General features: G+C 68.5%; 11 protein-coding genes and 1 tRNA gene. 11 read left to right on the top strand and 1 reads right to left on the bottom strand.

Translation table 11 applies throughout. The features are described 5' to 3' along the window. The first annotated feature begins 22 nt into the window (after positions 1-22). From ITJ43_RS02515 to ITJ43_RS02505, 3 genes are all read left to right on the top strand, one after another. A tRNA-Leu gene (locus ITJ43_RS02515) sits at positions 23-107 on the top strand. A gap of 109 nt (positions 108-216) precedes the next feature. Further along, positions 217-1,521 carry a M20/M25/M40 family metallo-hydrolase gene (locus ITJ43_RS02510; RefSeq protein ID WP_194581825.1) on the top strand — a complete coding sequence of 435 codons (1,305 nt, stop codon included), beginning with the start codon at positions 217-219 and terminating at the stop codon, positions 1,519-1,521. Positions 1,522-1,530: 9 nt separating this feature from the next. Then, the gene (locus ITJ43_RS02505; RefSeq protein ID WP_194581823.1) at positions 1,531-2,364 is read left to right on the top strand and encodes an undecaprenyl-diphosphate phosphatase; all 834 of its coding nucleotides are present in this window, start codon (positions 1,531-1,533) and stop codon (positions 2,362-2,364) included. On the opposite strand, the gene ITJ43_RS02500 is transcribed toward ITJ43_RS02505, so the two are convergent. Then, positions 2,365-3,234: a PAC2 family protein gene (locus tag ITJ43_RS02500; protein ID WP_194581821.1), complete on the bottom strand. Its 870-nt coding sequence runs from the start codon at positions 3,232-3,234 to the stop codon at positions 2,365-2,367. Positions 3,235-3,352: 118 nt separating this feature from the next. Between ITJ43_RS02500 and ITJ43_RS02495 the strand changes: the two genes are divergently transcribed. The 8 genes from ITJ43_RS02495 (at position 3,353) to ITJ43_RS02460 (ending at position 11,644) form a co-directional block, all read left to right on the top strand. Further along, positions 3,353-4,030, top strand: coding sequence for an HAD family hydrolase (locus ITJ43_RS02495; protein ID WP_194581819.1), 678 nt, complete (start codon positions 3,353-3,355; stop codon positions 4,028-4,030). Continuing rightward, a complete protein-coding gene (locus ITJ43_RS02490) occupies positions 4,027-5,055 on the top strand; it encodes a tRNA (adenine-N1)-methyltransferase (RefSeq protein ID WP_194581817.1) in 1,029 nt (342 codons plus the stop codon). Before ITJ43_RS02495 ends, ITJ43_RS02490 begins: the two co-directional genes overlap by 4 nt. Before the next feature lie 4 nt (positions 5,056-5,059). Then, complete coding sequence (locus tag ITJ43_RS02485) at positions 5,060-6,010, top strand: FKBP-type peptidyl-prolyl cis-trans isomerase (RefSeq protein WP_194581815.1); 951 nt, start codon at positions 5,060-5,062, stop codon at positions 6,008-6,010. Positions 6,011-6,065: 55 nt separating this feature from the next. After that, a complete protein-coding gene (locus ITJ43_RS02480; protein ID WP_194581813.1) occupies positions 6,066-7,091 on the top strand; it encodes a helix-turn-helix transcriptional regulator in 1,026 nt (341 codons plus the stop codon). Further along, positions 7,088-8,053, top strand: a complete 966-nt coding sequence (locus tag ITJ43_RS02475; RefSeq protein ID WP_194581811.1) for a helix-turn-helix transcriptional regulator — start codon at positions 7,088-7,090, stop codon at positions 8,051-8,053. Before ITJ43_RS02480 ends, ITJ43_RS02475 begins: the two co-directional genes overlap by 4 nt. Before the next feature lie 59 nt (positions 8,054-8,112). Continuing rightward, positions 8,113-8,349, top strand: a complete 237-nt coding sequence (locus ITJ43_RS02470) for a twin-arginine translocase TatA/TatE family subunit (protein WP_194581809.1) — start codon at positions 8,113-8,115, stop codon at positions 8,347-8,349. 65 nt (positions 8,350-8,414) lie between these two features. Beyond that, on the top strand, positions 8,415-9,167 hold the full coding sequence (gene tatC / locus ITJ43_RS02465) for a twin-arginine translocase subunit TatC (protein WP_194582439.1): 753 nt from the start codon (positions 8,415-8,417) through the stop codon (positions 9,165-9,167). Next, complete coding sequence (locus ITJ43_RS02460; RefSeq protein WP_194581807.1) at positions 9,164-11,644, top strand: DEAD/DEAH box helicase; 2,481 nt, start codon at positions 9,164-9,166, stop codon at positions 11,642-11,644. Before tatC ends, ITJ43_RS02460 begins: the two co-directional genes overlap by 4 nt. Positions 11,645-11,659: the final 15 nt, after the last annotated feature.

The following is an 11,659-nucleotide window of genomic DNA, read 5'->3' as shown; positions in this document are numbered from 1 at the left end:
GTTGCGAAACCGAAAACCACCTGCGCGGGTGGCGGAATAGGTAGACGCGCTAGCTTGAGGTGCTAGTGCCCGTATAGGGCGTGGGGGTTCAAGTCCCCCCTCGCGCACAGTTGAAAAAGGCCCCGTCAGGGGCCTTTTTCTTTTCCCCGGCGCGCTATCTTCGCGCCGACGCCGGCTCCCCGCGATGACGCCCGTCGCGCCCGCTAGCGTGGAGCCATGTCGTCATCCGAACTGCCCGAACTGCCCGAGGTCGCGCGCGTCGCGCGGGATCTCATCCGCTTCGACACCACGAACTTCGGTGAGGGGCGTGCGCACGGCGAGCGGGAGGCCGCCGAGTATGTCGGCGCCTACCTCGAGGCCCTCGGTCTGACGCCGGAGTACTACGAGCCGATCCCACGCCGCACCAACCTCAGCGTCCGCGTACCCGGTCGCGATCGGTCGCTGCCCGCCCTCGTGTTGCACGGTCACCTCGACGTCGTGCCCGCGGTGGCGGAGGACTGGAGCGTCGATCCGTTCGGCGGTGTCGTCAAGGACGGGATGCTGTGGGGGCGCGGCGCCGTGGACATGAAGGACATGGATGCCATGATCTTGACCTCCGTGGCGGAGCTGTTGCGGGCGGGGGAGCAGCCCGCGCGCGATATCGTCGTCACTTTCTTCGCCGACGAGGAGAACGGCGGCGTCGAGGGATCTCAACGGGTCGTTCGTGATCGGCCCGAGTGGTTCGCGGGAGCGACCGAGGCCATCAGCGAGGTGGGCGGTTACTCGATCCCGGTCGGCGATCGGCGTGCGTACCTGTTGCAGGTGGGGGAGAAGGCGCTCGTCTGGCTGCGTCTGCAGGCTCACGGCACCGCAGGGCACGGCAGCCGCTTCCATCCCGACAACGCCGTGACGCGCCTCGCCGAAGCGGTCGCCGCACTCGGTCGGTCGAGCTGGCCGCTGGAGCTCACCGCCACCACACGCCAGACCGTCGACGGGCTCGCCGCGCTCTGCGGCGTGGACGCTGCGGATCCGGATGCCGTGGCCGACGCGACCGGGCCGGCATCCGGTTTTCTCCGTTCAACGTTTCGCACGACGACCAACCCGACGGGACTCGTCGCCGGCTACAAGCACAACGTCATCCCCGACGCCGCGATCGCCACGATCGACGTGCGCACGCTCCCCGGCCAGGAAGAGCGCGTGCTCGCGGAGATTCAGGCGATCGTCGGCGACGACATCGAGGTGCAGATCTCGCACCGCGACATCGGCCTGGAAGTGCCTTTCCGGGGCGCTCTCGTGGAGGCGATGGTCGGCGCTCTCGAGCGTCATGATCCGGGTGTTCCCGTGCTGCCCTATCTGATGGGCGGCGGCACGGACAACAAGGCTCTCGCGGAGCTCGGCATCTCCGGATACGGATTCGCGCCGCTGCGTCTTCCCACCGATCTCGATTTCACCGGTATGTTCCACGGTGTGGACGAACGCGTCCCCATCGACGCGTTGGTCTTCGGCCAGCGCGTGCTCACCGATCTGCTCCGCACGTACTGAAAGGCCCGCATGCACCTCTTCGAGGCGATCATCCTGGGACTTGTCCAGGGTTTGACAGAGTTCCTTCCGGTTTCCTCCAGCGCGCACCTGCGCATCATGGGCGAGTTCCTCCCGTCGGCGGAAGACCCCGGCGCGACCTTCACCGCGATCACCCAGATCGGCACTGAGATCGCGGTGCTCGTGTACTTCTGGGGCACGATCGTGCGCATCATCACACAGTGGGCGAAGTCGCTGACCGGCGCCGTCCCGCGCAACGACCCCGACGCACGCATGGGCTGGATCGTCATCATCGGCACCATCCCCATCGGCATCGCCGGATACCTCTTCCAGGACGTGATCCGCGACACGTTCCGAAACCTCTGGCTGGTCGCGATCGTCCTCATCGTCTTCGGTCTGCTGCTCGGCGCCGCCGATGCACTCGGACGCCGTACGCGCACCGAGAAGGACCTCACTTACGGCCACGGCCTCGCGCTCGGCCTCGCGCAGATGCTCGCGCTCGTGCCCGGCGTCTCGCGTTCCGGCGCCACCACCACGATGGGACTCGCGCTGGGCTACACGCGGCCGGCGGCCGCCGAGGTGGCATTCCTGCTCGCGGTGCCGGCAGTGTTCGGCAGCGGCCTGTACGAGCTCGTGAAGGCCGTCAAGGACCCGGGCGAGCAGGTGTACAACCTGTTCGAGACGGGCGTGGCCACCGTCGTCGCCTTCGGCGTGGGTCTCGCTGTGATCGCTTTCCTCATGCGCTACCTCAAGCGCGGCAGCTTCCTGCCGTTCGTGCTCTACCGCCTGGGGCTCGGCACCGTGCTGATCATCCTGCTGAGCTTCGGCATCCTGCAGGCGCGCTGATCAAGAGCGGCGAGGGTCGTCGCGGCTGGGTTTGCCCGGGCCCTCGCCGCCACCGCGACGCAGGTAGCGTTCGAACTCCTGAGCGATGGCGTCGCCCGACGCCTCGGGCGAATCCCACGTGTCGCGCGTCTGCTCGAGCTGACGGATGTACTCGGTCATCTCTTCGTCGTCGGCGGCGGCCGCGTCGATCGACGCCTCCCACGCGAGCGCTTCGGCGGGCAGTTCGCCGCGGGCGACCACCGCGCCGGTGAGCGCGGTGACGCGATCGAGCAGCGCCAGCGTCGCCTTCGGCGACGGCGTGTGACCGGCGACGTAGTGCGGCACGCTCGCCCAGAGGGCGGCCGTCGGAATGCCCGCTTCTTCGGCGGCGGCGGTGAGGACGGTCAGGATGCCGGCCGGCCCTTCGTAGGTCGGCTTCTCCAACCCGAGCGCGGCGCGGAGCTTGTCGTTGTCGCTGCCGGCGAACACCGAGATCGGCCGGGTGTGCGGGACGTCGGACATCATCGAGCCGAGCGCGATGATGCCGGTGATGTCTTCGCTGAGCGCGGCGTCGATCAGTTCGGCGACGAACGATTGCCACGCGCGCGCGGGCTCTACCCCCGAGAGCACCCACAGGCGTGCGCCTTCCGCGGGATGCAGCGGCCGCCACACGGTGGCGTCGGGCCAGGTCAGGGTGCGCGAGCCGTCGGCATCCATCTTGATCTGCGGCCTGGTGTACTGGTAGTCGAAGTAGAGCTCGGGATCGACCGAGAAGACCTCGCGGTAGGCGCCCGACTCACGGATGTGCGCGGCGGCTGCCGAGGCGGCTTCTCCCGCGTCGTTCCAGCCGTCGAAAGCGACGACCAGTACGCGATCTCCCAGTTCTTCCACTCCGCCCCTCTCGCACGGTGAATCGATCCCTCAACGATACGCGTCGGCGCTGGTCGAGGGGCGTCGACTCCGCGCCGACGCGGACAGGTGCTTCGGGCGGCGTCGGTAGCATGGACCGGTGAGTTCCGCCTATCCCGCCGCCGTCCTGTGGGATATGGACGGCACTCTCGTCGATACCGAGCCCTATTGGATGGAAGCGGAGACCGCCCTCGTCGAGAGCTTCGGGGGTGTCTGGACCCATGAACAGGCGCTCCAGCTCGTGGGGCAGGGCCTCGAGACCTCTGGTGCCATCCTGCAGGCGGCCGGCGTGCGGATGTCGGTCCACGACATCATCGACCACCTCACCAGCGCCGTGACGCTCCTGCTGGCCGAGCGAGGGAGCCCCCTTCGGCCTGGTGCGGCAGAGCTGCTGGCCGACCTTCGCTCGGTGGGCGTGCGCTGCGCGCTCGTGACGATGTCGATGCGACGGATGGCCGAGGAGGTCACCGCCCCGTTCGGCGACACCTTCGAACTCATCGTCGCGGGCGACGACGTGGCGCGCCCCAAGCCGTTTCCGGACGCCTACCTGCAGGCCTGCGAGCGCCTCGGGATCGCCCCCGATCAGGCCCTCGCGATCGAAGACTCACCCACCGGGGTGCGCGCGGCCGTCGCGGCCGGCGTGACGACAATCGGCGTCCCGCTGATGGTCTCGCTGATCGGCGCCGGCGCCGACACTCTCTGGCCGACGCTCGCCGAGCGCACCGCCGACGACATCGCCGCCGTGTACACGGCCCACCGCACAGGAGATCACGCGTGACCAGCCCGACACCTCTCAACGACCTCCGACCCAGCGGTCCGTTCCGTCTCGGCGACCGCGTGCAGCTCACCGGCCCGAAGGGTCGCCTGCACACCGTCACGCTTCGAGAGGGCGGGGAGCTGCATACTCACCACGGTGTGCTCCGGCACGAGCAGCTGCTGGATCAGCCCGACGGATCGGTGGTCACCAACTCCGGCGGCCACGACTATCTCGCGCTGCGTCCGCTGCTGCGCGACTTCGTGATGTCCATGCCCCGAGGTGCGGCGATCGTCTACCCGAAGGATGCCGCGCAGATCCTCGCCTCGGCCGATATCTTCCCCGGCGCGACGGTCGTCGAAGCCGGCGTCGGTTCGGGGGCGCTATCGATGTGGCTTCTGCGGAGCATCGGCCCCTCGGGCCGGCTCTTGTCGTTCGAACGGCGTGATGAGTTCGCTCAGGTCGCCCGCGCCAACGTCGAGACCTTCTTCGGTCATGACCCCGAGAGTTGGGACGTGGTGGTCGGCGACCTCGTCGAGGAGCTGCCGGGTGCAGTGCAGCCGGCATCCGTTGACCGCGTCGTGCTCGACATGCTCGCGCCCTGGGAGTGCATCGACGCCGTCGCCGACGCCCTCACGCCCGGCGGCGTGGTGCTCTGCTACATCGCCACAGCGACCCAGCTGAGCCGGGTCGCGGAGTACATCCGCGGCACGGGCCTGTTCACCGAGCCGGAGGCCACCGAGACAATGGTGCGCGGATGGCACGTCGAAGGACTCGCCGTGCGCCCCGACCACCGCATGATCGCGCACACCGGTTTCCTCATCACGGCTCGCCGCCTCGCGCCGGGTGCCGTGCCGCCCGATGTCCGCAAGCGTGCGCTCAAGAAGCCGAGCTACGCCGACGAGGACGTGGAGCTGTGGACCCCGGGCGCTGTCGGCGACCGCCAGATCACCGACAAGAACCTCCGCAAACGCGTTCGCGAGGCGGAGCGGGCCGCCGACGGCGCCCGTCTCGCCGCCGGGGCGGGCACGACGGACGACGTAGACTGATCCGGTGCGCCGGATCTCTGCTGCCCTCGCCGTTATCGGCCTGTCTGCCCTGACTCTCGTGGGGTGCGCGTCAGCCACTCCGTCGGAGGCGTCGTGCGACCACGCGGTCGACACGTCGGGCGTGCTCGACACGGTGACGGTCTCGGGCGCGGTCGGAACTCCCGACCTGGTGCTGAGCGCGCCGGTGTACGTCGACCACACGGTGGGCAAGGATGAGACCGTCGGCACGGGTCTGCGGGTCACCTCCGACGCCCAGGACGTGCAGTTCACCATCACGATCACGAGCGGATCGACCGGACAGAAGATCCTCACCTCCGGCACCCAGGTCATGTCGGTGTCGAAATGGCGTGAGGCGTACGCCGGGTTCGCGCAACTGATGACGTGTGCGACCGAGGGCTCGCGCATCGTCGGCGCTATCCCCGCCAGCGACCTGGCCCCCCAGGCCGCACAGGGGTGGGGTCTCAGCGGCACCGACTCGATCGTCGTTGCTCTCGACCTGCAGAAGGTGTATCCGGCCGCCGCCGACGGCGTCCCGCAGTACAACGACCGCAGGGGCATGCCATCGGTGGTGCTCGCGCCCGACGGCCGGCCGGGAATCATCGTCCCCGACACGGCCCCGCCCGCCGATCTCGCCGTCGAGGTCCTCAAGAAGGGTGACGGTCCGGTCGTCGGTGACACCGACAACATCCGGATCAACTACACGGGGCTCACCTGGGGCTCTCACGAAGCATTCGACTCGACGTGGGAGAAGGGAGCCTCTGCGGCGGTGACCCTCGACAGCGTGGTCCCCGGCTTCGCTCAGGCCCTCAAAGGGCAGACCGTCGGATCGCAGATCCTGGTGGTCATTCCTCCCGCACTCGGCTACGGCGACAAGGCCAGCGCATCGATCCCCGCCGGATCGACGCTCGTGTTCGTGATCGATGTCCTCGGCATCGACACGCCCGCCACGCAGTAGCCTCCGCGCCGCGCGGCACCACCCGGCGTCCACAGGCGGCGCCTAAGATTGACGGGTGCCTACAGAGACCCGCAGCGCGCCCGAAGAGCGCCTCGTCAATCTCGTGGTCGCACTCATGGCCACCGAGCAGGGGCTGACCAAAGACACGATCCTCACCTCTGTTGCCGGATACCGCGAGCAGAGCAGCGCGGGCGCGTCGAAGGACGCACTCGAGAAGATGTTCGAGCGTGATAAGGAGAATCTCCGCTCCCTCGGCATCCCCGTCGAAACGATCGGCGACTACGCCGATCCCGATGACCTGCGCGAAGCCCGCTACCGGATTCCGACGGCCGAGTACGAGCTCCCCGCCGACATCGACTTCACGCCCGCCGAGCTGGCTGTGCTGAACCTCGCGGGCGGCGTCTGGAGCGAGAGCTCGATGTCGGACGATGCACGCAGCGGTCTGCGCAAGATCCGCGCCCTCGGCATCGAGGTGGATGCTCCGATCATCGGCTACTCGCCCCGTGTCAACCTGCGTGAGCCCTCGTTCGCGCCGTTGCAGCGGGCGATCGAGCAGGGACGCGTCGTCGAGTTCGCCTACCTCAAAGCGGGGGAGGAGGCCGCGGGGGTGCGTCGCGTGCAGCCCTATGCCCTCGTCGAGTACGAGGCGCGATGGCATGTCTACGGCTTCGATTTGGCGCAGAACGACGTGCGCACCTTCTTGCTGTCGCGCATCGTCTCGGATGTCGCGATCACGCGGGTCGAGTTCGACCTTGCGCGGCGCGAGGGTGCAGGGGAGCGCGCGCTCGAGGGCCTCGCCGCTCTCGCGAGCCGCCAGCAGGCGCTGCTGGAGATCGCTCCCGGAACGGAAGCGGCGTTGCGGCTGACCCGCCGTGCAACTCCGGCGGACCAGGGCATCCGGGTGCCGTACGTCGACATCCACATCTTGGCCGACGAGCTCGCGTCGTACGGCCCGGAGGTGCGCGTGGTCGAACCGTGCGCGTTGCGGGAACAGGTCATCGCCCGACTCGGGCGCACGCTTCGACTGCACCAGGACAGCGCCGACGCGGGCGCCGCCGCCGAGACGGAGACGATCCCGTGAGCCGCCGCAAGCCCCTGCTGGCCACCGATCGGGCTGCCCTTATCCTTCAGCTCGTGCCGTACCTGATCGGCAAGGGCGAAGTGTCGCTCGCCGAAGCCGCCGACGAGTTCGACGTCACAGCGGAGCAGATGCGCGCGATGGTCGAGAAACTCACCGTCATCGGTCTTCCGGGAGACGGCGGGTTCTGGCAGATGGCGAACGACCTGTTCGACATCGACTGGGACCTGCTCGACGAGCAGGATCTCATCGTCATCACGAACACCGTGGGCCTGGAGCGCACACCGCGGCTCACGGCGCCCGAGGCTGCCGCACTCCTCGCTGGTCTCCGGGTCGCCGCGACTCTGCCCGGTGTCGGCGACAGCGGCATCGTGCAAGGACTGCTCGCCAAGCTCGCCCGCGGCGCCTCGGGAGTTCCCGCGGATGTGATCGTCGCCCCCGGCGCCGTCGACGACGTCCGCGTGGCTGTGGCGCAGGCTCTTCGCGAAGGGGTCGCCGTCGATTTCACCTATCAGGCACCGGATGCCGAGCCCACCACCCGCACCGTCGATCCCGTCAAGGTGCACATCGCCGGCGGGCAGTGGTACCTGCAGGGCTGGTGTCATCTGCGGCAGGCCATGCGCACCTTCCACCTCGACCGGGTCTCGAACGTGCGCCTGACCGACATCGCGAGCACCCACGGCGAAGACACGGTGCCCGGCCTGTTCGAGGGCGGAAGCGGCGACGTCGAGGTCGAGGTTCGCTACCGCGCCTCCGCGGCTGCGCTGCTGGCCGACTACGTCGTCGTCGACGATCCCGACAGCGTGAACGCGCCGGTGCGGTCGGCTCGCGTGCGCGTCGGCGATGCTCGCAGTCTCAAGCGGGTCGCCGCACGTCTGGGCGGCGACTTGGAGGTCATCGCTCCGGATGCCGCGCGGCGCGCGACGACGGCCTGGGCCGAAGCAGGGCTCGCCCAGTACCGCTGAGCCCATCCGCGAGGGTGGCAGGTAGACTGACCGATATCCCCACACCCGAGGAGACCCTCATGCTCGGAGGCTTGACCGGCTGGCACCTGCTGGCCCTTGTCATCATCATCCTGCTCCTGTTCGGAGCGGCTAAACTGCCCGCGCTCGCGAAGAGCGTCGGCCAGTCCGCGCGTGTCTTCAAGGGCGAGATGAAGGCGATGAAGGAAGATGATGCCCCGGCAGCATCCGCTCCGCCCGTCGTCCCCGGCGCGACCGCCTCGACGGCCGACCCCGGCACCGCCGACCCCAAGCCCTGACAGTCGTGGCCTCGGTCGACTCCGCGCGCATCGGTGAGGCCAAAGACGCCCGCCGTGACCGGCGGATGTCGTTGGGAGAGCACCTCAAGGAACTGCGTCGACGGTTCATCATCGGTGTGATCGCGTTGGTCGCCGCGATGGTCGTCGCGTTCATCTTCAGCGATGCGATCATCGTCGCGATGACCGAGCCCATCCGTGTCGTCGCTGCACAGCGCGGCGACGCCGATCTGGTCACCCTGATGTACCAGAGCATCACCGGCCCGTTCGATATGCGCCTGCGCGTTTCGCTGGCCGTCGGGATCCTGATCTCCGCGCCCGTCTGGCTCTGGCAGATCTGGGCATTCCTCGTGCCAGGGCTCACCCGCAAGGAGATCCGCTACACGATCGGCTTCGTCTCGGCGGCGGTCCCGCTGTTCTTCGCGGGCGCCTTCGTGGGCTGGTTGATCATGCCGCACATCGTGGAGCTGATGGCGTCGTTCACTCCGCAGGGCGCGTCGAACATCTACGACTCGAAGTACTACTACGACTTCGTCTTCAAGCTGCTCATCGTCGTCGGCGTCTCGTTCGTGCTACCGGTCTTCCTCGTCGCGCTCAACCTCGCCGGGGTCATGAGCGGCATGGCCATCCTGAAGGGATGGCGGGTGGCGGTGCTCATCGCCGCCGTGTTCGCCGCGCTGGCGACGCCGGCGGCCGACATCGTCAGCATGCTCTTGCTGGCCGGCATCCTCACCGTCCTCTTCTTCGCCGCCGCCGGACTTTCGGTGATCTTCGATCGTCGACGCGCGAAGCGCGAGAAGGCACTCGGTCTCGACCTGTGACCGACCCCGCGGAGCGCTACGCGCTGGCACAAGCTCGCCAGGCACATCCCCTGACCGTCGCGTTCGCCGATCAGCAGCGGTTCGAGCTCGACCCGTTCCAGATCGCGGGATGCCACGCCCTCGAAGACGGTCGAAGCGTGCTCGTGGCCGCGCCCACCGGCGCCGGCAAGACCATCGTGGGCGAGTTCGCCGTGCATCTGGCGATGGGCGAGCCCGGCGACAAGGCCTTCTACACGACGCCCATGAAGGCGCTGTCGAACCAGAAGTTCCGTGAGCTGCAACAGATCTACGGCGAGGACGAGGTCGGCCTGCTCACCGGCGACACCAACATCAACGGCAACGCCCGAGTGGTCGTGATGACCACCGAAGTGCTGCGCAACATGCTCTACGCGGACTCTCCGGCCCTGCGCGGTTTGCGCTACGTCGTGATGGACGAGGTGCACTATCTCGCCGATCGGTTCCGCGGCGCGGTGTGGGAAGAGGTGATCATCCACCTGCCGTCGCGTGTGCGGCTGGTGTCACTGTCGGCCACGGTGTCCAACGCCGAAGAGTTCGGCGACTGGCTCGACACGGTGCGCGGCGACACGGCGGTCATCGTGTCCGAAACCCGCCCGGTTCCGCTCGAGCAGCACGTGCTCGTGCGTGGCGACCTCTTACCGCTGTTCGATGACCGCGCCGGCATTGCGACTGCGCAGGTCAATCAGGAGCTCACCCGGCTGCGATCGGTACGCGGCTCGACCTACGAGAGCAACCGGCGCGCGCAGGAGTACCGCTCGGGGCACCACCGTTCGCAGGGCGATCGCTCCGGCGGTCAGCGGCCGCTGAAGGGTGGCACCCGTCCCGTGCGTTCGGCGAATGCGCAGCGCATCGAGCGCATCGACCGGCCCCAGGTGGTCGAACTGCTGGCGCGCGCCAACCTGCTGCCCGCCATCTTCTTCATTTTCAGTCGCGCCGGGTGCGAGGGTGCGGTGCAGCAGGTCCGACGCTCCGGGCTCCGTCTGACCGGTCGGGACGAGCGCGACGAGATCCGCCGCATCGTCGATCAGCGGACGCTCTCGCTTCCGGACGAGGATCTGGCCGTGCTGGGATTCTGGGAGTGGCGCGAGAATCTCGAACGCGGGGTCGCGGCCCACCATGCGGGTCTGCTGCCCGCATTCAAGGAGATCGTCGAAGAGCTGTTCCAGCGCAAGCTGGTCAAAGTCGTCTTCGCGACCGAGACGCTCGCGCTGGGCATCAACATGCCTGCCCGCACGGTCGTGCTCGAAAAGCTGGAGAAGTTCAACGGCGAGGCACGCGTCGCGATCACCTCGGGGGAGTACACGCAGCTCACCGGGCGTGCCGGACGCCGGGGCATCGATGTCGAAGGTCACGCCGTCATCCAATGGACCGAGAGTCTCGATCCGCAGGCCGTCGCTGCCCTGGCATCCCGACGCACCTATCCGCTCAACTCCAGCTTCCGGCCCACCTACAACATGGCGGTCAACCTCATCGACCAGTTCGGGCGAGCCCGAGCGCGCGAGATCCTCGAGTCATCGTTCGCCCAGTTCCAGGCCGACCGCGCGGTCGTGGGCCTCGCGCGCGAGGTGAAAGAGGCCGAGGAGTCTCTGGCCGGCTACCTGTCGGCGATGACGTGCGACCGCGGCGACTACGCCGAGTTCGCCCGCATGCGCCGTGAGCTGACCGACCTGGAGCGAAAGGGCGACCGGTCCGGCCCGCCGCCGGCACGACAGCAGCGGCAGGAGCGGATCGAGGCGTTGCGGCGGAGCCTCAAGCGGCATCCGTGCCAGCTGTGTCCCGATCGTGAGAAGCACGCGCGCTGGGCAGAGCGGTACAGCAAACTGAAGCGGCACACCGACAAGCTCCGCCAGCAGATCGATGCCCGCACCGGCACGGTGGCGCGCATCTTCGACCGCGTCGTCGACGTGCTCGCCGCCCTCGACTACGTGTCGGTGGATGCCAAGGGTGTGACGACGCTGACGACGGCCGGTGCCACGATGAAGCGCATCTACGGCGAGCGCGACCTCCTGGTCGCCGAGTCGCTGCGCACCGGAATCTGGAACGACCTCGATGCCGCGGGACTCGCTGCCCTCGCCTGCAGCCTCGTCTACGAGCCGCGTCGCGACGAGAGCGGCCCGGGTGAGCACGGTCTGCCGCGAGGAGCGTTCCGCGCCGCCCTGACGACCACTCAGGAGCTGTGGGCACGACTGGACGATCTCGAGCAGGACCATCGTCTGCCCGGCTCGTCGCCGGTCGCGACGGGTCTCGCGCAGGCCATGCACTCGTGGGCGCGGGGCGCGAGCCTGGACCGGGTGCTCCAGGAGGCCGACCTTGCGGCCGGCGACTTCGTGCGGTGGACGAAGCAGACGATCGACCTCCTCGACCAGCTTTCGATGGTCGCCGAACCCCCGGTCGCCACGACCGCGCGCGTTGCGCTCGATGCCGTGCGTCGGGGTATCGTCGCATACGGCTCGTACTGAGCCCGCTCGCTTAGG

This window comes from Microbacterium sp. VKM Ac-2870 (assembly GCF_015350795.1).
In the GTDB taxonomy this organism is placed as follows: Bacteria; Actinomycetota; Actinomycetes; order Actinomycetales; family Microbacteriaceae; genus Microbacterium.
The sequence above is the reverse complement of the archived record's forward strand: the minus strand, read 5'-3'. Positions and strand labels throughout refer to the sequence as shown.

Excerpts from the sequence above, each read along its gene's own strand:
- ITJ43_RS02510 (WP_194581825.1), top strand. The coding sequence starts at position 217 with ATGTCGTCATCCGAACTGCCCGAACTGCCCGAGGTCGCGCGCGTCGCG.
- ITJ43_RS02505 (WP_194581823.1), top strand. The coding sequence starts at position 1,531 with ATGCACCTCTTCGAGGCGATCATCCTGGGACTTGTCCAGGGTTTGACA.
- ITJ43_RS02470 (WP_194581809.1), top strand. The coding sequence starts at position 8,113 with ATGCTCGGAGGCTTGACCGGCTGGCACCTGCTGGCCCTTGTCATCATC.
- tatC (WP_194582439.1), top strand. The coding sequence starts at position 8,415 with ATGTCGTTGGGAGAGCACCTCAAGGAACTGCGTCGACGGTTCATCATC.